The sequence below is a fragment of the Nonomuraea sp. NPDC050786 genome (assembly GCF_040654115.1).
Classification (GTDB): Bacteria; Actinomycetota; Actinomycetes; order Streptosporangiales; family Streptosporangiaceae; genus Nonomuraea.
Genome location: NZ_JBFAHJ010000005.1, coordinates 80,671 through 103,201 on the forward strand (window position 1 = coordinate 80,671; position 22,531 = coordinate 103,201).

The 22,531-nt window shown below is 69.8% G+C and carries 22 protein-coding genes; 12 read left to right on the top strand and 10 right to left on the bottom strand.

The features are described 5' to 3' along the window. The first annotated feature begins 19 nt into the window (after window positions 1–19). Entirely contained in the window at window positions 20–649 is a 630-nt protein-coding gene (locus tag AB0H84_RS12420; protein WP_357603029.1) for a class I SAM-dependent methyltransferase, read from the top strand. 10 nt (window positions 650–659) lie between these two features. Here the strand turns inward: AB0H84_RS12420 and AB0H84_RS12425 are convergent, their stop codons facing one another. The 4 genes from AB0H84_RS12425 to AB0H84_RS12440 all read right to left on the bottom strand — a co-directional run bounded on the left by AB0H84_RS12425 (window position 660) and on the right by AB0H84_RS12440 (window position 4,806). Then, entirely contained in the window at window positions 660–1,628 is a 969-nt protein-coding gene (locus AB0H84_RS12425) for a DUF1702 family protein (protein ID WP_357602269.1), read from the bottom strand. A 158-nt stretch (window positions 1,629–1,786) separates the two neighbouring features. After that, window positions 1,787–2,839, bottom strand: a complete 1,053-nt coding sequence (locus tag AB0H84_RS12430) for a prenyltransferase (RefSeq protein WP_357602272.1) — start codon at window positions 2,837–2,839, stop codon at window positions 1,787–1,789. Next, on the bottom strand, window positions 2,836–3,546 hold the full coding sequence (locus AB0H84_RS12435) for a methyltransferase domain-containing protein (protein WP_357602275.1): 711 nt from the start codon (window positions 3,544–3,546) through the stop codon (window positions 2,836–2,838). Before AB0H84_RS12435 ends, AB0H84_RS12430 begins: the two co-directional genes overlap by 4 nt. A 3-nt stretch (window positions 3,547–3,549) precedes the next feature. Continuing rightward, window positions 3,550–4,806 carry a glycosyltransferase family 4 protein gene (locus AB0H84_RS12440; RefSeq protein WP_357602277.1) on the bottom strand — a complete coding sequence of 419 codons (1,257 nt, stop codon included), beginning with the start codon at window positions 4,804–4,806 and terminating at the stop codon, window positions 3,550–3,552. A 248-nt stretch (window positions 4,807–5,054) separates the two neighbouring features. Between AB0H84_RS12440 and AB0H84_RS12445 the strand changes: the two genes are divergently transcribed. The 4 genes from AB0H84_RS12445 (at window position 5,055) to AB0H84_RS12460 (ending at window position 8,116) form a co-directional block, all read left to right on the top strand. Continuing rightward, entirely contained in the window at window positions 5,055–6,074 is a 1,020-nt protein-coding gene (locus tag AB0H84_RS12445; protein WP_357602280.1) for a GDP-mannose 4,6-dehydratase, read from the top strand. Between the two features lie 142 nt (window positions 6,075–6,216). Beyond that, a complete protein-coding gene (locus tag AB0H84_RS12450; RefSeq protein ID WP_357602283.1) occupies window positions 6,217–6,792 on the top strand; it encodes a helix-turn-helix domain-containing protein in 576 nt (191 codons plus the stop codon). A 24-nt stretch (window positions 6,793–6,816) separates the two neighbouring features. Then, the gene (locus tag AB0H84_RS12455) at window positions 6,817–7,650 is read left to right on the top strand and encodes an SRPBCC domain-containing protein (RefSeq protein WP_357602286.1); all 834 of its coding nucleotides are present in this window, start codon (window positions 6,817–6,819) and stop codon (window positions 7,648–7,650) included. Window positions 7,651–7,705: 55 nt separating this feature from the next. Continuing rightward, on the top strand, window positions 7,706–8,116 hold the full coding sequence (locus tag AB0H84_RS12460) for a DUF2000 domain-containing protein (protein WP_357602289.1): 411 nt from the start codon (window positions 7,706–7,708) through the stop codon (window positions 8,114–8,116). Window positions 8,117–8,143: 27 nt separating this feature from the next. On the opposite strand, the gene AB0H84_RS12465 is transcribed toward AB0H84_RS12460, so the two are convergent. Both AB0H84_RS12465 and AB0H84_RS12470 read right to left on the bottom strand, forming a co-directional pair. After that, window positions 8,144–8,941, bottom strand: a complete 798-nt coding sequence (locus AB0H84_RS12465) for a hypothetical protein (protein WP_357602292.1) — start codon at window positions 8,939–8,941, stop codon at window positions 8,144–8,146. A 359-nt stretch (window positions 8,942–9,300) separates the two neighbouring features. Further along, the gene (locus AB0H84_RS12470; protein ID WP_357602295.1) at window positions 9,301–10,485 is read right to left on the bottom strand and encodes a cytochrome P450; all 1,185 of its coding nucleotides are present in this window, start codon (window positions 10,483–10,485) and stop codon (window positions 9,301–9,303) included. A 518-nt stretch (window positions 10,486–11,003) separates the two neighbouring features. On the opposite strand from AB0H84_RS12470, the gene AB0H84_RS12475 reads away from it, so the two are divergent. The 7 genes from AB0H84_RS12475 to AB0H84_RS12505 are packed head-to-tail and all read left to right on the top strand — an operon-like array spanning window position 11,004 to window position 18,343. Then, window positions 11,004–11,849: a fumarylacetoacetate hydrolase family protein gene (locus AB0H84_RS12475; RefSeq protein ID WP_357602297.1), complete on the top strand. Its 846-nt coding sequence runs from the start codon at window positions 11,004–11,006 to the stop codon at window positions 11,847–11,849. Beyond that, entirely contained in the window at window positions 11,846–13,144 is a 1,299-nt protein-coding gene (locus AB0H84_RS12480) for an L-fuconate dehydratase (protein WP_357602300.1), read from the top strand. The genes AB0H84_RS12475 and AB0H84_RS12480 overlap by 4 nt, the downstream gene beginning before the upstream one ends. After that, a complete protein-coding gene (locus tag AB0H84_RS12485) occupies window positions 13,141–13,875 on the top strand; it encodes an SDR family oxidoreductase (protein ID WP_357602303.1) in 735 nt (244 codons plus the stop codon). Before AB0H84_RS12480 ends, AB0H84_RS12485 begins: the two co-directional genes overlap by 4 nt. Before the next feature lie 16 nt (window positions 13,876–13,891). Next, window positions 13,892–14,914: a sugar ABC transporter substrate-binding protein gene (locus tag AB0H84_RS12490; protein ID WP_357602306.1), complete on the top strand. Its 1,023-nt coding sequence runs from the start codon at window positions 13,892–13,894 to the stop codon at window positions 14,912–14,914. Further along, window positions 14,914–16,395: a sugar ABC transporter ATP-binding protein gene (locus AB0H84_RS12495; protein ID WP_357602309.1), complete on the top strand. Its 1,482-nt coding sequence runs from the start codon at window positions 14,914–14,916 to the stop codon at window positions 16,393–16,395. The genes AB0H84_RS12490 and AB0H84_RS12495 overlap by 1 nt, the downstream gene beginning before the upstream one ends. Next, window positions 16,392–17,381, top strand: coding sequence for an ABC transporter permease (locus tag AB0H84_RS12500; protein WP_357602311.1), 990 nt, complete (start codon window positions 16,392–16,394; stop codon window positions 17,379–17,381). The genes AB0H84_RS12495 and AB0H84_RS12500 overlap by 4 nt, the downstream gene beginning before the upstream one ends. Next, window positions 17,378–18,343, top strand: a complete 966-nt coding sequence (locus tag AB0H84_RS12505; RefSeq protein WP_357602314.1) for an aldo/keto reductase — start codon at window positions 17,378–17,380, stop codon at window positions 18,341–18,343. The genes AB0H84_RS12500 and AB0H84_RS12505 overlap by 4 nt, the downstream gene beginning before the upstream one ends. Before the next feature lie 145 nt (window positions 18,344–18,488). On the opposite strand, the gene AB0H84_RS12510 is transcribed toward AB0H84_RS12505, so the two are convergent. From AB0H84_RS12510 to AB0H84_RS12525, 4 genes are all read right to left on the bottom strand, one after another. Further along, entirely contained in the window at window positions 18,489–19,436 is a 948-nt protein-coding gene (locus AB0H84_RS12510) for a DNA polymerase ligase N-terminal domain-containing protein (RefSeq protein WP_357602317.1), read from the bottom strand. A 195-nt stretch (window positions 19,437–19,631) separates the two neighbouring features. Further along, window positions 19,632–20,312 carry a FadR/GntR family transcriptional regulator gene (locus AB0H84_RS12515; protein WP_357602320.1) on the bottom strand — a complete coding sequence of 227 codons (681 nt, stop codon included), beginning with the start codon at window positions 20,310–20,312 and terminating at the stop codon, window positions 19,632–19,634. A gap of 25 nt (window positions 20,313–20,337) precedes the next feature. Continuing rightward, window positions 20,338–21,357, bottom strand: a complete 1,020-nt coding sequence (locus tag AB0H84_RS12520; protein ID WP_357602324.1) for an MBL fold metallo-hydrolase — start codon at window positions 21,355–21,357, stop codon at window positions 20,338–20,340. Between the two features lie 18 nt (window positions 21,358–21,375). Further along, window positions 21,376–22,491: a steroid 3-ketoacyl-CoA thiolase gene (locus tag AB0H84_RS12525; RefSeq protein WP_357602327.1), complete on the bottom strand. Its 1,116-nt coding sequence runs from the start codon at window positions 22,489–22,491 to the stop codon at window positions 21,376–21,378. Window positions 22,492–22,531: the final 40 nt, after the last annotated feature.

Genomic DNA, 22,531 nt, shown 5'->3' on the forward strand with positions numbered 1-22,531 from the left:
AAGGTGCATCCCTATGTCGATGCCGTCAGAGCTGCGCCACGCAGCCAAGCACGCCAAGGGATTCATGCCGGCCAACGAGGGGCTGGCCCTGTTCGAGGCGGCCTGCCAGTACGGCAAGCTCGGGCCGATCTGCGAGATCGGCACCTACTGCGGCAAGTCGGCCATCTACCTCGGGGCGGCGGCCAGGCAGGCCGGGTCCGTGGTCGTCACCGTGGACCATCACCGGGGTTCGGAGGAGATCCAGCCCGGATGGGCCCATCACGATCCGACGCTGGTGGATCACCGGTTCGGGAAGATGGACTCGTTGCCGACGTTCAGGACGACGATCGCGGCGGCCGGGCTCGAGGACGAGGTGATCGCGGTCGTGGGCCGGTCGGAGCAGGTCGCCGCGCTCTGGAGCGCGCCCCTGGGCCTGCTCTTCATCGACGGCGGGCACTCGGAGGAGCCCGTGACCCGGGACTACGAGGGGTGGGCGCCGCACGTCATGGCGGGCGGGGCGCTGGTGTTCCACGACATCTATCCCGATCCCGCCGACGGTGGGCAGGCGCCGTACCGGATCTACCAGCGGGCGCTGCGGTCGGGGGCGTTCAGGGAGGTGTCGGTGGAGGGCTCGCTGCGCGTGCTGGAACGCGTCGGCGCGGGCATCTGACCCTCCCGCGTCAGCAGCGGTGGCGGCGGGTCCAGGAGCGGCGGGTCTGGGACTGCCAGTGCTGGAAGTCCTCGTGCGTGTGCGCCTCGTGCCCGAGCGCGATGAGGGCCTGGTCCGTCCACGAGCCGGCCTCCTCCGGGTCGGCTCCCGCCAGGATCGGCACGGCCCGCGCCGTGTGCTCCGGCAGCGTCCCCGACCGCAGCCTGGCGGCCACGGCGAACGCGCAGCCCTGCGCCAGATGGGCGCGGAACCCGTCGGCCCCGGCGTGCTCGGTCAGCCACCACAGCTCGTCGGACTCGGCCCCGCCGGTGTACGTGGCGGCGAACCCGATCCCGCTCCACAGGTCGGCCCGCCGCCCCGGCGGGTAGCCGCCGATCCTGGCGGCGACGTCGTCGGGCGCGGCGCAGTCGTGGTACCAGAGCAGCCGTCCCAGCCCCTGGTCGAACACCGCGCAGTGCGCCCTGGTCAGCAAATCGGGCATCGTACGCTCGCCCACCATGCGGTCGGCCCTGGCCAGGCTCCACTGGAAGCCGAATCCGTCCACCGCCAGCCACCGCAGCACCGGGTGCGCCCGCCGCGCTCCCCGCATGGGCCGCAGCCGCACCAGCGCGTACGCGCGACCGGCGCCGAGGTAGGCGGCGTGGCGGTGATGCTGGGCGGGGCCGGTCAGCAGCTCGTGCAGGCGCCGGCCGCGCGTCAGGGTGAGGAGGTCGAGCACGGTGCAGGCGGCCGCTGCCCCTTCGTAGCCGAAGGGACGCTGCTCGGGTGAAAGTTCCTCGATCTTCTCGACTTCCCGGGACATCACCGCGTTGAAGCCGAAAACGTACGAGCTTTCGGCGTCGGTGAATGCCGTCCGGGAGACTCCGCCTCTGACCCGGAATCGTCGCCGGCTCAGATCGGACTCCAGCGGATCCTTGGCCAGGAACCTCCGCAGCCCTGTCGCCGTGGACAATGTCGGCTCGGTCCTGACCTGGTCCAAGAGCAAGGTTGTGCCCGCGTCGCCCACGCTTCCCCCGAAGACGCCTCGTACGAGTCACTCCGAAGCTAGTAAGCCCATTGCGGCGATCCTCGGCGGCGCACCGGATTTCGGGGGCAAAGAACCTGCAAAAGCGCTTGTGCCGGATCGGTCAGGGCAGGTCAGAGGTCTTCGAGGCGTACGAGGCCGGTGCCGGCGCACCCGCAGGTCTCCGGGTCGGCGACCGACGTCCCCGCGATGTCGCGGAACAGCCCCGATCCCGGTGTCAGCTCCAGCAGCGCGTCCGCCGCCAGGACGGCCGCCGCCGCCGTGTACCCGGAGCGCTCGTGGGGGAAGTGCTTGCGGTTGGCGAACTGCCACCCCGTCCAGTACGAGCCGTCCTCGTGCCGCAGATGCTGCACGTCCCCGAAGAGGGTGGCGGCCCGCTCCCGGTCCCCCAGGGCGTCGAGCGCCAGCACCAGCTCGCACGTCTCCGCCCCCGTCACCCACGGCTGGTCGGACACACACCTGATGCCGAGCCCGGGCACCACGAACGTCGCCCACTCCCGTTCCAGCAGCTCGAACGCCTGCCGCCCGCGCACCGCGCCCCCGAGCACCGGGTAGTACCAGTCCATGGAGAAGCGGCTCTTGTCGGTGAACGCCTCGGGATGCGCCGCCAGCACGTGGGCCAGCCGGTCGGCGGCCAGCTCCCAGTGCGGCTGGGGATCGCCCAGGTGGTCGGCGAGCAGCACGCCGCAGCGCAGTCCCTGGTGGATGGAGGAGCACCCGGTGAGCAGCGCGATCGTCGAGGCCCTGCCGTCGGCGTCGCGCTCCCAGACGATCTCGCCCCGCTCGGTCTGCAGCCCCGCCACGTAGTCGAGCGCGGCTTTCACCATGGGCCAGTGCTCCTCGGTGAACGCCCGGTCGCCGGTGACGAGGTGGTGGTGCCAGAGTCCGGCGGCGACGTAGGCGGCGTGGTTGCTCTCGCCGCCCAGCTCCGTGGGCACGCCGTCGACCAGCTTCATCGGCCAGGAGCCGTCGGGGCGCTGGTGGCGGGCCAGCCACGCGTAGCCGCGCCGTACGGGCTCCTCGAGGCCCGCGACGGCCATGGCCATCAGGCACTCGACGTGGTTCCAGGCGTCGACGTGGCCTTCCGGCCACGGCACGCCGCCGTCGTCCTGCTGTATCGCCGCGATGCTCTCGGCCGTCCGCACGACCTCCGCGCGGGAGATCATGGCTTCCTGACGTACAGGACCACGCTCTTGCCGATGATCGGGTTGAGCACGGCTTCGGCGATCCTCGTCGCCGCGGGGCGCTTCATGATGTCCCAGACCAGCAGCTCATGGTACGCCTTGGCGAGCGGGTGGTCGTCGTTGCCGACGCCGACGGCGCACTTGATCCACCAGTACGGCGCGTGCAGCCCGTGGGCGTGGTGGTGCGGCCCGATCTCGAACCCGGTGGCCTTCAGCTTCGCCGACAGCTCGGCCAGCGTGTAGATCCGGACATGTCCGCCGGGGGCCGTGTGGTACGCCTCGTCCAGCGCCCAGCAGATGCGCTCGGGCAGGAAGCTCGGCACCGTCACGGCCGCCGTGCCGCCCGGCTTGAGCACGCGGAAGATCTCGCGCATGGCCGCCATGTCGTCGGGGATGTGCTCCAGCACCTCGGCCGCGATGACCCGGTCGAAGCTGCCGTCCTCGAACGGCATGTCCAGCGCGGTCCCCTGGACGGTCTGCCCGCTCGCGCCCGGCGGCACCTCGCCCTCTTTGTCCATCGCCGCGAACATGGCCGCCACGCCGTCCAGCTCCGACTGGTCCATGTCGAACGCGATCACGTCCGCTCCCCGGCGCAGCACCTCGAAGGCGTGCCTGCCGCCGCCGCAGCCCACGTCGAGCACGCGCACGCCGGGGCCGACGGGGAGCCGGGCGAAGTCCACGGTCAGCACTGGTCAGCCTCTCCTCTTGTGATTCGCGATGGCCTCGCGGTACGCCTCGACGGTCCGCCTGGCCACGACGTGCCAGGTGTAGCGCTCCATGACGCGGTCGTATCCGGCCTGGCCCACCCGTTCGCGCTCCTCGGGGGAGTCGTGCAGGCGGCGCAGCACCGACGCCAGTTCCTCGGGGTCGCCGGGGGTCACCTGGACGGCCGCGTCGCCCACGACCTCGGGCAGCGCCCCGGTACGGCTGGCCACCAGGGGCGTGGCGCAGGCCATGTGCTCGACGGCGGGCAGCGAGAAGCCCTCATAGAGCGAGGGGACGACCGAGATCTCCGAGGTGGCGACCAGCTCGCCCAGCTCCTCGTCGGAGATGCCGTGCACGAAACGTACGCGGTCCTGCAGCGAGAGCTCCTGGACGAGCTGCTCGGTCGGGCCGCCGGGGGTGGGGCGGCTGACGACGGTGAGGTTCACGTCGCGCTCGGTGGCCAGCTTGGCGACCGCCCGCAGCAGCGTCGCGACGCCCTTCATGGGCGAGTCCGCGCTGGCCACCGCCACGATCGAGCCCTTGCGCCGGGGCTTGTCCGGGCGGGGGTGGAAGTAGCGGGTGTCGACGCCGAGGGGGATCAGGCGCATGTTCGCCTGGGGGACGTTGAAGTCGCGGTGGATGTCGGCCAGCGACGACTCGCTGACGGTCAGGATGGGGCTCAGCCGGGGCGCGACGCGTGCCTGCATCTTCACGAACCCGTACCAGCGGCGCAGGCTCAGTCTCTTGCCGCCCGTGGCGGCCTCGAGCTCGATGCGGCGGTCGACGCTGATCGGGTGGTGGATGGTGCCGACCACGGGGAACATCCGCTGGATGCCCAGCAGGCCGTACCCGAGGGTCTGGTTGTCCTGGACGACGTCGAAGTCGCCGACGCGCTTCTTCAGCTCGCGGTAGGCCCGCAGCGTGAACGTCAGCGGCTCGGGGAACCCGGCCGTCCACATCGTCCCGACCTCGAGCAAGTCGATCCAGTCGCGGTATTCGTCACGCTTGGGGGTTCGGAACGGGTCCTCGTCGCGGTAGAGGTCGAGGCTGGGGACCTCGCGCAGGACGACGCCCTCGTCCAGCTCGGGATAGGGCTGTCCGGAGAACACCTCGACGTGGTGGCCGAGCGCGACCAGCTCGCGGCTGAGGTGGCGGAGATAGACGCCCTGACCGCCACAGGTGGGCTTGCTGCGGTAGGACAGCAGCGCGACCCGCAGCCTGCCTTCGTCCTCCTGCACGGACACCCCTTTCCCGCCGGTTCGGCCCAGAGATGGGCGTGTACCGTGAAGATGACCTTAGTCCGAGAAGGCTACCATTCGGTAGGTCACCTGGAATTGTTCACATTGGCCGTCACACGTCGTGCGAACTGCGACGTTACTGTAACCGAGCGTGGTTCGGTGGAACACGTTCTAGGTGCCCTGATGCCCTGTCGGTGCGCTTACCTGTACATTCCCGTGCCAAAGGGATGCGGTACGCAATAGTTGGAGGACCCTTGGCCAGGCGCGCTCTGATTACCGGCATCACCGGCCAGGACGGTTCCTACTTGGCGGAGCACCTGCTCGAACAAGGTTATGAGGTGTGGGGGCTGGTCCGGGGGCAGGCGAACCCGCGGGTCTCCCGGATGCGCAAGCTGCTCTCCGACGTCCAGGTCGTGCGGGGAGACCTGCTGGACCAGGGCTCCCTGATCTCGGCGGTGGAACGGGTTCAGCCGGACGAGGTGTACAACCTGGGGGCGATCTCGTTCGTGCCGATGTCGTGGGAGCAGGCGGAGCTCACGGCCGAGGTGACCGGGATGGGCGTGCTGCGCATGCTGGAGGCGATCCGGGTGTGCTCGGGGGTGTCGCGGGGCTCGGGCTCCTCCGGACAGATCCGCTTTTATCAGGCTTCCTCCTCTGAGATGTTCGGCCAGGTCAGCGAGACGCCGCAGACCGAGCGCACCGCCTTCCACCCGCGCTCGCCGTACGGGGTGGCCAAGGCGTACGGGCACTTCCTCACGCAGAACTACCGCGAGTCGTACGGGATGTTCGCCGTGTCCGGCATCCTGTTCAACCACGAGTCGCCGCGCCGGGGGGCCGAGTTCGTCACCAGGAAGGTGTCGCTGGGCGTGGCCCGGATCAAGCTGGGGCTGGCCACGGAGCTGCGGTTGGGGAACCTGGAGGCCCGCCGGGACTGGGGGTTCGCCGGCGACTACGTCAGGGCCATGCACCTGATGCTGCAGGCGGCCACTCCCGAGGACTACGTGATCGGGACCGGGCGGATGAAGTCGGTCAGGGAGCTGGTGGAGGCGGCGTTCGCGGCCGCCGGGCTGGACTGGGAGCGGTACGTGGTGACGGACCAGGCGCTGCACCGTCCGGCCGAGGTGGACCTGCTCTGCGCGGATCCGAAGAAGGCGCGGGCGCAGCTGGGATGGGAGCCCGGCGTGTCCTTCGACGAGCTGGTCGCGATGATGGTCGAATCCGACCTGCGGCTCCTTTCGGACGGCGCCGACCCGTACGAGGACTCCTGGCCGTGAGCTCACCTGTCGTGGTGATCGCCGCGCGGTAACCGCCTGGGCGGGCCCGCGCGGTGCCGTCGATGATCAGTCATGTGCCCACCCTTCACCTTCTCCGTCGCCATTGACAAAACAGATTTTTACGTAAAGGATTGTTTTTGCGATGAGAGACGTCCTGTACCTGGAAGAGATCGAGCAGGCCGAGGCACTGCTCAAGCCGCAGCGCGTGGAGGTGCTGCGGCAGCTGGCCGAGCCGCGTACGTGCTCAGAGGTCGCCGAACGCCTCGGCCAGACGCCGCAGCGGGTCTACTACCACGTCAAGCGGCTGGTCGAGGCGGGCCTCGTGGACCTGGTGTCGGAGCGCAAAGTGCGCGGGATCCACGAGGGCAGCTACCAGGCCAGTGCGCGCTCGTACTGGCTGTCGCCCCGGCTGGTCGGCCGGATCGGGCTGCGTAAGGCCCGTGACGAGCTGAGCCTCGGCTATCTCCTGGACCTCATGGAGGAGGTTCAGGCGGACATCGCGGCGCTCGACAGGCGCGCGCCCGAGCTCCCGTCGATCGGGCTGTCCGGGGAGATCCACGTGCTGCCCGAGAGGCGTCAGGAGTTCCTGAACGATCTGCAGACGATGCTGCAGGACCTGTTCACGCGGTACGGCGGGGCGGAAGGCGACGCGTTCAAGCTGGCCGTCGCCTGCTATCCCAAGGCCGCTGACCAGCCGGGGACCACGGAAGGCCCCTGACCGTTTTCACAGGAGGAAGTGACCATGACCGAGCCCATGATTCTTCGTGCCCGCGTTCAGGCGCCGCTCAAGGAGGTCCGCCACGCGCTCACCGACCCGGCCGCGCTGCGAGTCTGGCTCGCGGAGCACGCCGAGGTGGAGCTGCCCGACCGGTTCGGGTTCTGGGGGCGCACCACGCCTGAGGGGGACGCGCCCCACCAGCGGCTGCTGCATGCCGACGAGCGTACGGTGCGGTTCGCGTGGCTGCTGGACGGCGAGGAGACGACCGCCGAGTTCCGGTTGGAGGAGGACGGGGAGGCGACCGTCGTGTCGCTGTCGCAGACGCACTTCGACTTCCAGGACGCCATGACCGGCAAGAGCATCCGGGGGGTGCTGCAGACGTACTGGTGCCAGGCCCTCGCCAACCTGGCCGAGCACTTCGAGGGACGCGAGCTCACGCCCAAGCCCGACTACACCTCCGTGGACCTGCGTGCCGAGGTCACGATCGACGCGCCGCCGTCTCAGGTTTTCGACTCGCTGATCGACTCGGAGGCGGTGACGAAGTGGTTCGGGTTCCCGATCGAGATCGAGCCGTACGTGGGCGGCCGGTTCGCGATGGGCGGCCTCGCCAACGACCCGAGCCCGGCCAAGGTGCTCGAGCTCGAGCCCGGACGGAAGTTCTCCCTGGACTGGGGCGGCACCGGGGTCGGGACGTGGGAGCTGGAGGGGTCGGCGGGCAAGACCCGGCTGACGCTGGTGCAGAGCGGGTTCGACACGGAACGGCCTCCGTACGCGGCGTGGGGCGGGATCCTGGCCGGGGTCGCGGAGCTGCGGCGCTACCACGAGGTGGCCGACTGGCAGCCGGTCCTCGCGGCGTAGCGGTACCGCACCAGCGTGCAAGACGGGGCGGGGGCGGGGCGCGGAGACTGGTGGCATGCGTTTCGACACCAAGATCGGCATTGTGGTCCGCGCGGATCTGGCCGCATGGCAGAAGCTCAACGTCACCGCCTTCCTGTCCAGCGCCGTGGCAGGCGGGGTGCCCGGGGTCATGGGGGAGCCGTACGAGGACGGGTCGGGTAATGCGTACCTGTCGATGATCCGGCAGCCCGTGCTGGTCTACGTGGCTGATCTGGAGGGGCTGCGAGGCGTCCGGGAGAAGGCCGTGGGGCGCGGGATGGACGTGGCCGTGTACATCGAGGAGATGTTCAAGACGGGGCACGACGCGGACAACCGGGCGGCCGTGCGGGCGGTGGAGGCCGACGAGCTCGCGCTGGTGGGGGTGGCGATCCATGGGCCGAAGAACGGCGTGGACAAGGTCCTGAAGGGCCTCTCCCTGCACCCCTGACCCTCGGCGGCTGTGGATAAGCGGCCCTCATCCACAGAACTCCATTCGGCCGCCCCGCTCGCCGGCCCGCGTAGCACCCTTGGCGCCATGCCTCACCCCCCGCTCACTCCCACAGACGGTCACCCTCTTCCGGCCCCTCGCCTCTCGTTGACCGAGCGGGCCGGCCAGGTCACCCGGGCGGTTCCGCAGGCCGTCGCCTGCCGCCGGACGGCCGCCTGCATCTGGGGCCTGGACGTCCTGGCTGCCTGCGCGGCCGACTGGCCCATCGAGCTGACCGCCCCCGGCCATCTGGCGCTCCCCGGCTGCGTCACCTACCTGGCGCCCCTTCCGCCCGAGGATGTCACCACGCACAAGGGCGTCCGCCTCACCACCGTCGAGCGCACGGCCCTCGACTGCGCCCGCTGGCTGCCGCGCCTGGAGGCGGTGGCCGTCCTCGACCAGTTCGCGCGCAGGGGCGTCGATCTCGAAGCCCTGTGGCACCGCCCGTTCAACTCCTGGCGGCTGCGCGACACGCTCGCCCTGGCCGACCGGGGCGCCGCCTCTCCCCGAGAGAGCTGGCTCAGGGTCATCCTCGTCGAGGGCGGCCTTCCCATGCCCACCACCCAGATCAGGGTCGAGCTGGACGGCGACCGGTTCGCCTATCTCGATCTGGGCTGGGAGGAGTTCGGGGTCGCCGTGGAGTACGACGGCCGGGAGCACCACACCACGGTCGCCGACCAGCGACGGGACACCGATCGCCGGGACGAGCTCCGGAGGCGGGGCTGGCGCGTGATCGCCGTTCGGAGGGACGTCATCCCCGGCCGGATCGCCGACCTTCTGCAGCACGTGGCCGATGCTCTGATCCAACGCGGCTGGCAGCCGGGGCCGGAACGCACGGACCGCATCCTGCGCCGCATCCGCGCCGCCCGCCGCCGCTCCCGCTTCCGATTACCCACCTCCGCCCGCCGCCCGCCGTCCACCGCCCGCGGTCCACCGCCTCGGTCCGTCGTCTGCCGCCTGCCGTCCTCTGCCCGCCGTCCGTCGTCCGTCGTTCGTCGTTCGTCGTTCGTCGTTCGTCGTTCGCCGTCCGTCGTCCGCTGCCTGCCGCCCGTCGTCGGCGTTGGTGGTGGAGACTCACCGGCTGTCCCGTGGAGCAGGACGAGGACCAGCACGGGGAGCGGAAGGTGTGCTCGATGGGTGGGGCGTCAGCCGACTGCGACGGGGAGTTCCTTGATGCCGTTGATGAAGTTCGAGCGCAACCGGCGGGCGGGGCCTGTCTGGCGGAGGTTGGGGCGGCGGCGGGCCAGTTGCTCGAAGAGGATGCGGAGTTCGAGCTTGGCCAGGTGGTTGCCGAGGCAGAAGTGCGCGCCGCCGCCCCCGAAGCCGATGTGCGGGTTCGGGTCGCGGGCGATGTCGAAGACCTCAGGGTCGGCGAAGACCGAGGGGTCGCGGTTGGCGGAGGCGTAGAAGACGACGACCTTGTCGTCGGCCTTGATCTCCTGCCCGCCCAGCACCTGGTCGGTGGTGGAGGTGCGGCGGAAGAGGTTGACCGGGGAGACCCAGCGGACGATCTCGTCGGCGGCGGTCCTGGCGAGGGTGGGGTCGGCGACCAGGCGGTCCCACTGGTCCGGGTGCTCGAAAAGGGTGAGCATGCCGCCGGAGGCCGCGTTGCGGGTGGTCTCGTTGCCCGCCACGGCCAGGAGAAGGACGAAGAGCTGGAACTCGTCCTCGTCGAGCGTCTCGCCGTGCTCGTCGGGTTGGAGCAGCTTGGTGGCGATGTCGTTCTTCGGGGCGGCCTTGCGCCGCGCCGCGAGTTCGCTGGCGTAGGCGTAGACCTCCATGGCGGCGGCCGAGGCCTGCTCGGGAGTGCTCGAGTAGTCGGGGTCCTGGCTGCCGATCATGCGGTTGGACCAGGAGAAGAGCTTGTCGCGGTCGGCCACGGGCGCGCCGAGCAGCTCGCAGATCACGTACAGAGGGAGCGGCGCGGCGACTTCGGTGACGAAGTCGATCTCGCCGGTGCACTTGTCGAGGAGGTCGTCGCAGATGTCACGGATGTGCTCTTCGAGGCTGCCGATGGTGCGCGGGGTGAAGCCCCGGTTGACCAGGGAGCGCCGTCTCGTGTGCTCGGGCGGGTCCTGGTTGAGCATCATGAGGCGCTGCAGGTCGATCTGCTCCTGGGTCAGCTCTTCGAACAGGGCGAGCTTCCGGTACGAGGAGAACAGGTCCGAGTGCCGCGATACGTGCACCACGTCCTCATATCGGGTGACGGCCCAGAAGCCGGGCTCGCCCTCGTGCCAGTGGACGGGGGAGTTCGCGCGGAGCCAGGCGAGCTGCTCGAGTGGTGGTCCGGTTGTCGCGTAAATGTCCCTGTCGACGAGGTCGATGCGCACGCGATTCACCCTCTTGATCAAGCGCTTGGTTAAGTCCTGTTGAAACGTGTTCTATTACGTCCCTGTACGGTCGTCAAGGAGGAATGTAGGTGCGCGACGGTCGCATGTCGCCGGGCCAATGGGGTCTCGGCGTCGCCAGGGTCCTGTGCGTACGCGGTGGCGTGACATCGGCCGGCCGCTGTGGCGTTCTGCCTGTTCGGGCACATCCGGGACCGGGGGATGGATGTGTCGTTTTGTTTGCGGGTAGGGGTATTGATCGCAGTTGTCACCTGCGCGAAACCGCCTGGGCGAGGGGCTTTGAGGGGCGTTTCACCTCCGATGTTTTGGAGGGCTTACATTCGTGTATGTGAACGTAACCATCGGAGCGGTTAAGTCGATTCACAGGCATCGGCCGGCTCTTGGGGGTGTCTTCCGAGGTCACGGATCGGAGGTATCCCTCTCCACGCCCTTGACACGCTCCCGCTGGTCGCACGAGCATCGTGAAACGAGACATCCGATGTATATGTGAAGGATGCGGTGTGAAGCTGCTGCGAGTAGGACCTGTCGGTCAGGAGCGCCCGGTGGTCATGGATGACGCCGGTAACCTGCGCGACATCGGAGAGCCCGAGATTGATGGGGCTTTCCTCGCTTCCGGGGGAGTGGCGCGCGTCCGGGACGCGCTCGAGCGCGATGCCCTGCCCGTCGTCGACGCCGAGGGGCTGCGCGTCGGCGCTCCGATCGCGCGTCCAGGCAAGATCGTCTGTATCGGCCTGAACTACAGCGACCACGCCGCCGAGTCCGGCCTGGACGTGCCGGCCGAGCCTGTCGTGTTCATGAAGGCGCCCAACACCGTGATCGGTCCGTATGACGAGGTGCTCGTCCCACGGGGCAGCGTGAAGACCGACTGGGAGGTGGAGCTGGCGATTGTCATCGGCCAGGAGGCCCGCTACCTCGGGAGCCGGGAGGAGGCGCTCGGCGTGATCGCCGGATATGCGATCTCCAACGACGTCTCCGAGCGCGAGTTCCAGCTCGAACGCGGCGGCCAGTGGGACAAGGGCAAGTCGTGCGAGACGTTCAACCCGCTCGGCCCCTGGCTGGTGACGGCGGACGAGGTGGCCGACCCGCAGAGCCTGGCCCTGCGCCTCTGGGTGAACGGCGAGGCGCGCCAGGACGGCGATACGAAGAACATGATCTTCGATGTGGCCGAGATCGTGCGCTACCTGAGCCAGTTCATGGTCCTGGAGCCGGGCGATGTGATCAACACGGGCACGCCGGCCGGCGTGGCGATGGGCATGCCGGGGCAGCCGTATTTGCGTGCGGGTGACGTCATGGAGCTGGAGATAGCCGGGCTCGGCCGGCAGCGGCAGACGGTGGGGCAGGCATGACGACTTCAGGCGCGTACCGGATCATTGGGATGGAGACGCACGACGTGCGCTTCCCGACCTCGCGCGAGCTCGACGGCTCGGATGCGATGAATCCCGATCCCGACTACTCCGCGGCCTATGTCGTGCTCAAGACCGATGACGGGTTCGAGGGGCACGGGTTCGCGTTCACGATCGGGCGCGGCAACGACATCCAGACCACGGCCATCAGCGCGCTCGAGCCGTACGTGATCGGCAAGGACGTCGAAGACCTCGGCGCGCTCTACAAGGACATGGTCAACGACTCGCAGCTGCGCTGGCTGGGCCCCGAGAAGGGGGTCATGCACATGGCGATCTCCGCCGTGGTCAACGCCCTGTGGGACCTCAAGGCCAAGCGGGCGGGCAAGCCGTTGTGGCGGCTGCTGTCCGAGATGTCCTCCGAGGAGATCGTCGACCTCATCGACTTCCGCTACCTGAGCGACGCGCTCACGCGCGACGAAGCCCTGCAGATCCTGAGGAACGCCGAGAAGGGGAAGGAAGAGCGGATAAGCCAGATCGTCGAGGACGGCTACCCCGCCTACACGACCTCCCCCGGGTGGCTGGGCTACGACGACGAGAAGCTGCGCAGGCTCTGCAAGGAGGCGCTCGAGCAGGGCTTCAAGCAGATCAAGCTCAAGGTCGGCGCCGATCTCGACGACGACCGGCGCCGCTTCCGGGTGGCCCGCGAGGTCTGCGGCCCCGAGTTCCCGATCGCGATCGACGCCAACCAGCGCTGGGACGTCGGCTCGGCCATCGAGTGGGTCAACGCGCTGCGCGAGTTCCACCCCCACTGGGTGGAGGAGCCGACCAGCCCCGACGACGTGCTCGGCCACGCCGCCATCGCCAGGGGGATCGAGCCCATCCGGGTGGCCACCGGCGAGCACGTCCAGAACCGCATCGTGTTCAAGCAGCTCCTGCAGGCCAACGCCATCTCCTACCTGCAGATCGACTCGGCCAGGGTCGGCGGCGTCAACGAGAACCTGGCGATCCTGCTGCTGGCGGCCAAGTTCGGCGTGCCGGTGTGCCCGCACGCGGGCGGTGTCGGGCTGTGCGAGCTGGTGCAGCACCTGTCGATGTTCGACTACGTGAGGGTCACGGGCTCCATGGAGAACCGCGTGATCGAGTACGTCGACCACCTCCACGAGCACTTCGTGGACCCTGTCGTCATCCGCAACGGCAGGTACGTCGCACCGTCCGCACCCGGCTTCAGCGCGGAGATGCACGCAGAATCGATCGCCGCCCACACATTCCCCGGCGGCGAGGTCTGGAGGGACGCGTGAGCCTGAAAGCGATCGTGACCGGCGGCGGCTCCGGCATCGGCCTGGCCGCCGCCACCCTGCTCGCCGAGCGCGGCATGAAGGTCGCCTGCCTCGACATCAACCCCCCGGGCGAGCCGTTCATCGGGATCAAGGTGGACGTGACGGACGACGCCGGGGTACGCGCGGCAGTGGCGGAGGCCGCCGACCGCCTCGGCGGCATCGACGTGCTCGTCAACAACGCCGGCATCGGCGCGCAGGGCACCATCGAGGACAACCCGGACAGCGAGTGGCAGAAGGTGTTCGACGTCAACGTGTTCGGCATGGTCCGGGTCGCGCGGGCGGCGCTGCCGTACCTCAGGAGGTCCGAGCATGCCGCGATCGTCAACACCTGCTCGATCGCGGCCACCGCGGGGCTGCCGCAGCGGGCCCTCTACAGCGCGACCAAGGGCGCGGTGCTGTCGCTGACGCTCGCGATGGCGGCGGACCACATCCGTGAGGGCATCCGGGTCAACTGCGTCAACCCGGGCACCGCGGACACGCCCTGGGTCGGCAGGCTGCTCGACTCCGCCGACGACCCCGAGGCGGAGCGTGCCGCACTCAACGCCAGGCAGCCGATGGGCCGCCTGGTCAGCGCGGAGGAGGTCGCCGCGGCGATCGCCTACCTCGCCAGCCCAGAAGCCGGCGCGACCACCGGGACCGCGATCGCGGTCGACGGCGGGATGCAGGGACTCCGGCTCAGGGTAACCAACTAAGGAAGGTAACCCCCCAATGAAGTTCGGATCGGCGGTCGCGGCAGCGGCCCTCTTGGCGGTCGTCACCGCGTGTGGTTCAGGCGCAACGTCGGGAGGAGGAGGGGGCGGCGGAAAGATCGGCATCGATCACCCGCGCGCCGACTCCGACTTCTGGAATTCCTACATCAAGTACGTCCCTCAGATGGCCGGCGAGCTCAAGGTGGACCTCATGCCGCCCACGAACTCGCAGAACGACGTGGCCAAGCTGGTCAACAACGTGCAGGCGCTGGTCGGCCAGGGCGCCAAGGCGATCGTCATGGCCCCGCAGGACACCGGCGCGGTCGCCAATCTCCTGCAGCAGCTGGAGAACAAGAAGATCCCCGTCGTGACCGTCGACACCCGTCCGGACAAGGGCAAGGTCTACATGGTCGTACGCGCCGACAACCGCGCGTACGGGACGAAGGCCTGCGAGTTCCTCGGCGAGAAGCTGGGGGGCAAGGGCAAGGTCGTGCAGCTCCAGGGCGCGCTCACCTCGATCAACGGCCGTGACCGGTCGGAGGCGTTCCTGGACTGCATGAAGAGCAAGTTCCCCGGCATCACGGTCTTCAGCGAGCCGACCGAGTGGGAGGGCAGCAAGGCCGCGTCCATGCTCCAGACCCGTCTCGAGCAGAACCCCGACATCAAGGGCATCTACATGCACGCCGGCGGCGCCCACCTGGCCCCGACCCTGCAGACGCTGAAGCAGAAGGGGCTGATCTTCCCGCCGAGCGACCCCAAGCACATCTTCGTGGTCTCGAACGACGGCATCCCGCAGGAGTACGAGGCGATCCGCAAGGGCGACATCGACGCCACGGTGTCGCAGCCGGCCGACCTGTACGCCAAGTACGCGCTCTTCTACGCCAAGGCCGCGCTGGAGGGCAAGACGTTCAAGCCCGGCCCGACCGACCACGGCAGCACGATCATCCAGCTCCCGAACGGCCTGGAGGATCAGCTCCCCGCGCCGCTCGTGACGAAGGAGAACGTGGACGACAAGAGCCTTTGGGGTAATCAGGTCAAGTGATGAAAAATCACGTTGAAGCCCGAAATGTCGTTAAGCGCTTCGGCCCGACCGTGGCACTCAACGGCGCGGAGATCGCGATCGCCGAGGGTGAGACCCACGCGCTCGTCGGCCGGAACGGCGCGGGTAAGTCCACCCTGGTGTCGATCCTCACCGGGCTCCAGCCGGCCGATGAGGGCGAGGTGCTGTTCTCGGGAGAGCCGGCGCCCGCCCTCGCCGACCGCGACGCGTGGCGGCAGCGCGTGGCCTGCGTCTACCAGAAGTCCACGATCATTCCGACGCTCACGGTCGCGGAGAACCTCTTCCTCAACCGCCAGGCGGCCAAGGGCGCCACGATCAACTGGCGGGCGCTGCGGGCCAGGGCGCGCGAGCTGCTGGAGACGTACGAGGTGGACGTCGACGCGCAGGCGCTGGCCGGTGACCTGACCGTCGAGCAGCGCCAGCTCGTGGAGATCGCCCGCGCGCTGTCGTTCGGCGCCAGGTTCATCATCCTCGACGAGCCGACGGCCAGGCTCGACGGGCCGGCTATCGAGCGGCTGTTCGCCCGCATGCGCTCGCTGCGCGAGCAGGGCGTCACGATGATGTACATCTCCCACCACCTCGACGAGGTCTACGAAATCTGCCAGAGCGTCACGGTCTTCCGCGACGCGCGGCACATCGTGACCAGGCCGGTCGCCGGCTTCCCGCACGACGAGCTGGTCGCCGCGATGACGGGGGAGGCCACGGCGGCGTACGAGTCGCGTCCCCGCACGCCCGGCGACACGGTGGTGCTGTCGGGCGAGGGCCTCTCGCTCGACGGCCGCTACTCAGATGTTGATATTTCCGTTAAGTCGGGCGAGGTCGTCGGCCTGGCCGGATCCGCGAGCAGCGGCAAGGTCGGCCTGGCGGAGACCCTGGTCGGGCTCCGCAAGGCCGACTCCGGCACGGTCACGGTCAACGGCACCCGGGTCAGGCCGGGTGACGTGCCGGCCGCGATGCGGGCGGGCCTCGGGTTCGTGCCGGAGGACCGCCACCACGAGGGGTTCGTCCCGCTGCTCTCGGTGGGGGAGAACGCCACGTTCCCGATCGCCCGCAAGCTGGGCCGGTACGGGTTCGTGTCGCCGGCGCGCCGCCGGGCCAAGGCCGGCCAGCTGATCCGGGAGCTCGACATCAAGACGGAAGGACCTGACCAGCCCGTCGGAGACCTGTCCGGGGGCAACGCGCAGAAAGTGGTGTTCGCGCGGGCACTCGTGGACGATCCGAGCGTGCTGGTCGTGATCAACCCGACCGCCGGGGTCGACGTCAAGGCCAAACAGGCCCTGCTCGGCGCCGTCGAGGACGCGGTCGAGCGCGGAGCCGGGGCCGTGGTGGTCTCCGACGAGCTCGACGACCTGCGCATCTGCGACAGGGTGCTGGTGATGTTCCACGGAAGGGTCGTGAAGGACCTGCCGCGTGGCTGGACGGACCACGAGCTCGTGGCCGTGATGGAAGGCATAGAAGATTGACCACTTTGACTGCGCCGCCCCCACGGATGCGCCTCGCCAGGTTCCGTGACCTGACGCTGGTGCCGGTGATCGTGATCCTGCTCGTCGTGGGCGCGTTCCTCGACCCGACCTTCCTGACGGCGGGCAACCTCACGAACGTGCTCCAGCAGCAGGCGGCGATCTCGCTCCTCGTGCTGGCCGAGGCGATGATCCTCATCGCCGGCAAGTTCGACCTCTCGCTGGAGTCGACGGTCGGCACCGCGCCGGCCATCGCGGTGATGCTGGTGATCCCGGTGTCGGCAGGCGGGTTCGGCATCGGGCTCCCGGCCGCGCTGGTGATCCCGCTGGCGCTGCTGCTCGGCGCGGCCATCGGGGCGTTCAACGGCTTTCTGATCATCAGGTTCCAGCTGTCGGCGTTCATCGTCACGCTGGCGATGCTGATCATCGTGCACGGCTTCCTGCAGGGGCCGACGGAGGGCAAGACGCTCTTCCAGCTCCCCGACTCGATCCTCTACCTGGGCAGCGCCGTGTGGCTCGGCCTGCCCGCCGCCATCTGGATCGCGGGGGTGCTGTTCGCGGCAGGCATCTTCGGCCTGGCCTACCTGAGGCTCGGCCGCGCGCTCTACGCGATCGGCGGCAACGCCGACGCCGCCCGCGCGGCCGGCATCCGGGTGGATCGGGTGCTGTACGGGGTATTCATCCTGGGCGGAACGCTGGCGGCGCTGGCCGGGGTCCTGGAGACGGGCCGCCTCGGGGCGATCGGCAACAACCAGGGTGTCGGGTGGATCTTCATGGTGTTCGCGGCGGCGGTCATCGGCGGCGTGAGCATGGACGGCGGCAAGGGCACGATCCTGGGCGCGCTCACCGGCGTGCTGGTGATCGGCCTGGTCCAGAACATCCTGACGCTCATCGGCGTCTCGGGCTTCTGGCAGCCGGTGATCTACGGCGCCATCATTCTCGTCGCCCTGATGATCAGCCGGATCGCGGGCGGAAAGGCACAAGATTGAGCGAGATCGAGGAGCCTCGTACCGGCGGGCTTGAGTTGTCGCGGCACGGCTTCGGCGGGGCGCCGATCGGCAACCTGTTCCAGGAGGTGACGGAGGACCAGGCGCGCGCCACGATCGACGCGGCGTGGGACAGCGGCGTGCGCCTGTTCGACACCGCGCCCCACTACGGGCTCGGCCTCTCGGAGCGCCGCCTCGGCGCCGCGCTCAAAGGCCGCTCGGGCTACGTCCTGTCCACGAAGGTCGGCCGCCTGCTGGTGCCGGCGTCCGCGCCGGGCGGCCGCGACGACGAGGGCTTCGACGTGTCCGCCGAGCTCCGACGGGTGTGGGACTTCTCCGGCGACGGCGTGCGCAGGTCTCTGGAGGAGTCCCTGGACCGCCTCGGGCTTCCGTCCGTCGACATCGCTCTCATCCACGACCCCGACGACCACCTGGAGCAGGCGCTCGCGGAGGCGTACCCGGCGCTGGCCGAGCTACGGGCGCACGGCGTGGTGAAGGCGATCGGCGTCGGGATGAACCAGTGGCAGGCGCCGCTGCGCTTCGTCCAGGAGACCTCCATCGACGTCGTCATGCTCGCGGGCCGCTACACCCTGCTCGACCAGTCCGGCCTGCCGCTCCTGGAGGAGTGCGTGCGGCGCGGGGTCAGGGTGCTGGCGGCGGGCGTCTTCAACAGCGGCATCCTGGCCACGGCGCGGCCGTCGGGCACGTACAACTACCAGCCCGCGCCGGCGCCGCTGCTGGAGAGGGCGACGAGGATCGCGGAGGCCTGCGAGCGCCACGGCGTCACGCTGCCCCAGGCGGCCATGGCCTTTCCCCTGCGCCACCCGGCCGTCGCCTCCGTCGTTCTGGGCGCCCGTTCGCCCGAGGAGGTCACCGCCAATGCCGCCCTCTGGTCCCGGCCGGTGCCGGACGCGCTGTGGGAGGAACTGAAGTCGGAGGGCCTGCTGTCGGAAGGGGCTGCCTGAGGCGGGAGGGTCTGCGGCCGGAAGGGGCCGCCTGAGGTAGGAGGGGCTCGACGATCGCCGGACGGTCCGCCGTCGGAAGGGGCCCGCACCTGAGCTGGGCGGGCTCGACGATCGGACGGTGTGCCTGAGCTGGGCGGGCCGAGGGTCAGGACGGGATGAAGAGCCAGGACTTCGACGGGCCCGGTTCGTACGGGGAGTCGAGGCGCTTGGCGACGATCCCGGGCAGCTCCTGTTCGCGGGCCGCCTGGCGCACGGGCCCCGCCTCGCCCGGCCACGACGGCGCGGTCTGCCAGTGGCCGCCCGCCAGCTCCAGCGCCTCCAGCGCCGCCCGCCGGACCTTGTAGGGCCGGTCGAGCAGCGAGTGGCCGTCGTCGTACAGCAGGTCGTAGAAGACCAGGATCTCCGCGCCCCCCAGCGTGGCCAGCTCCCCGTCCAGCACCGCAGTGCGGCTGCCGAACGACCTCGCCAGGGCGCGCAGCCACGGGTGCTCCCGCGCGGCCGTGGTGCGCCCGCCCTCGATGGGCACGAGCAGGCGCCGCCCGCCCCACGCGAACTCGAAGGCGTAGGCCGAGACGTCCTTGGGCGGCTTGGCGCGTTCTGTGGGAAGCATGGGCTCGACCTGCGGGAACGGGTCGCGGGTCAGGGCGTCCATGCGGTGGATCATCCAGTTCTTCCCGCGCGTCTGGAACAGTACGAAACGCCCGGAGGCGCGCTTTCCCTGCAGGACGAACTTGACCTCGCGATCCGACCACTTCTCGATCTCGTACGTGCCGGTGTCCCAGATGGTCATCGTGCCGCCGCCGTACTCACCTTGGGGGATCTCGCCGTGGAACGTGAGGTACTCCATCGGGTGGTCCTCCGTATGCACGGCCAGGTGGTTCGTGCCGGGGTCGGAGGGCAGGCCCTTGGGGACGGCCCAGGAGACGAGTACGCCGTCGCGCTCCAGGCGCAGGTCCCAGTGGAGGGAGCGGGCGTGGTGCTCCTGGATGACGAACGCGTGGCCGTCCCCGGAGGAGGGCGGCGACGCGGGGATGGGCTCGGGGGTGCGGGCGGCGTCGCGTTTACTTCGATATCGCTCCAGTTTGTCGGACACGACAGGGGTACTACCCGCCCGTGCTCTCCCGGATCATCAGCGCGTACGGCACCCGGATCTCGGGTGCCTCCCGGGAGACGTCGGCGATGCGCTCGGCCGGCAGACCCGTGCCTCGGCGACCTCGAGCAGCCGGAGCGCGGCACGTATCCGTGGTGATCCTCAAGGCCGTGGCGGGCCTGATGGTGGCGATGAGCCTCAGTCCAGCTCCAGCGCCTTGCGCAGCCACGACTCCACGCCTGCCACGTGGACGGTCGCCCAGGAGCGGGCGACGTCGGCCTGGCGGGCGGCGATGGCATCGTAGATCGCGGTGTGCTGCTCCCGCGTCTTGTCCATCGCGCCCTCCTGGGTGAGCCCGCGCCAGATCCGGGCCCGAGTGGTCGGACCTGACAGGCTCTCGATGAACGAGCAGAGCACGCTGTTGCCCGATCCCCGCGCGATCCGGTGGTGGAACTCGAGGTCGTTGGCCACCAGCTCCTCGACCGTGGGCTCGGCGGGCAGGGACTCGAGGATGACGCGCAGCTCCGCGATCTCCTCGTCGGTCATGAGCTCGGTCGCCATCGCCGTGGCGGCCGGCTCCAGGATGCGCCTGACCTCGAAGAATTGGATCACCGTGTCGTCGCGGTGCAGGTCGAGCACGAACGACATGGTGTCGAGGAGCAGGCGCGGCTCCAGGCTGGTGACGTACGTGCCGTCGCCCTGACGTACGTCGAGCACGTTGATCAGGGACAGCGCGCGCACGGCCTCACGCAGCGAGTTGCGTGACAGGCCGAGGCGCTCGGCGAGGTCGGCCTCCTTGGGCAGCCGGTCGCCTGGAGCCAGCTCGCCAGAGACGATCATCTCTTTGATCTTGTCGATGGCCGCGTCAGTGACCGCCACGCTTCTCTCCCTAGACATCGGATGTCTAGGAGTCTAGAGCCTGGAACCGGACCGGATCGACATCGGGGACCCGGCTGATCTGACCTCTTGCCTCCAGGGTGCGCAGGTGCGCCGCGGCCTCTCCGGCCGCCATGCCTCTCAGCATGGGGGGCAGGTCGTCCCATGGCCTGTTCCACGTCATCATCGCGGCGATCTCCCAGATGGTCTGCGGCTCCGGCCGCTGGGCCAGGAGGGCGCGCAGCCGTACGAGCTTCTCCTCGTGATGGTGGCGGATCTCGGCGGCTCGCGCGGCCACATCAGGAAATATCCACTCATGCGCGGGAAGCGCGTCGAGGGGGCCCAGCTCGCTGACCCGGTCCAAGGAGTCCAGGAAATCACCCAATGGATCGACATCATCCCGGTCATACGGATAAATCCCGACGTGGGGGGTGATGTCGGGGAGGACGTGGTCGCCGGTGAACAGCCGGTCGGCATCCTCCAGGTGCAGGCAGATGTGCCCGGGGGTGTGGCCGGGCGTGTGCAGGGCCCGCAGCTTGCGCCCCGGCAGGTCCACCAGGTCGCCGTCACGCAGCTCGCGGTCGGGCAGGGCGGGCGGCATCGGCCGGTTCACGGCCTGGCGCACCTCGCCGGGATCGGCGCCCGCCCGCCTGAGCATGTCGGACTGGAAGTTCTCGTGCTCGTCGACCGGATACTCGCGCATGAGCCGGACCAGCGCCGCGTCGTTCTCGTGCATGGCGATCCACGCCCCGGAGCTCTCCTTGACCTGTCCTGCGAGCCCCGCGTGGTCGGGATGGAAATGGGTGACGACCACCCCGCTCACCGTGCCCACGTCGAGCCCGAGCGCCGCGAGGCCGCCGCTGAGCGCCTCCCAGGCGTCCGGATGGTTCCACCCGGCGTCGACCAGCACCGGCCCCTTGGGTGACTCGACGGCGTAGACGAGCGTGTAGCCGAGCGGGTTGCCCGGGATCGGCACCGGCACGCTCCACACCCCGCCGCCGAGGTCCTGCGGCCGCTGCTCGCTGTACGGCCTGCGTCTGCTCTTCATGCGTCCCATCTCGTAGTTCTAACCGACCCGTTCCAGGACGGTGGCAGTGGCCAGCGCGCCGCCGGCGCACATGGTGACCAGGGCGGTGGCCGAGTCGGAGCGCTCCAGCTCGTGCAGCGCCGTGGTGATCAGCCGCGCGCCCGTGGCGCCGACCGGATGCCCGAGCGCGATGGCGCCCCCGTTGACGTTGACGCGGTCGAAGTCGGGCTCGTGCACGCTCGCCCACGACAGCACGACCGACGCGAACGCCTCGTTCACCTCGAACCGGTCGATGTCGCCGATCGTCATCCCGGCCGCCGCCAGCACCTTGGCCGTCGCCTCCACCGGCCCGTCCAGGTGGTAGCGCGGCTCCGCGCCCACAAGCGCCTGAGCCAGGATCCGCGCCCTGGGCCGCAGCCCGTGCCGCGCGGCGGCCTCCTCGCTCATCACCAGCACGGCCGCGGCGCCGTCGGAGATCTGCGACGAGGTGCCCGCGGTGTGCAGCGCGCCCTCGGCGACGGGCTTGAGCTTGGCCAGCGTCTCGACCGTGGTCTCGCGTAATCCCTGGTCCCTGCGTACGTCCCCGACGAGCACGATCTCCCGCTCGAACCGCCCGTCGGCCCACGCCTTGGCCGCCAGCCGCTGTGAGCGCGCCCCGAACCAGTCGAGCCGCTCCCGCGTCAGCCCGCGCCGCCGCGCGATCCGCTCCGCGGCGGTGAACTGGTCGGGCAGGTCGATGCTCCAGTCGTCCGGCTTGGCCCTGGCGGGCGCCACGTTGCTGCCGAGCGGCGCCCGGCTCATCACCTCGACGCCGCACCCGATGCCCGCCTCGATCGCGCCCGAGCTCACCAGGGCCGCCGCGAGGTGCACCGCCTGCTGCGACGACCCGCACTGCGCGTCCACGGTCGTCACCCCGGCCTGGTACGGCAGCCCGGCATACAGCCACGAGTATCGCCCGACGTGGCCGCCCTGCTCGCCCGCCTGCGTCACGCACCCGGCGAACACCTGCTCGACGGCCGCCGGATCGACGCCCGAGCGCTGGACGAGCCCGTTCAGCGCGATGGCCAGGACCTGTTGCGGCTTGAGCCCGGCCAGCCAGCCCGCCCGCTTGCCGATGGGAGTGCGAACGGCTTCGACGATCACAGGTGTGCCCACAGTCGCCTCCAGAACGTCGCTCTGGCGCTGACTGTAACGC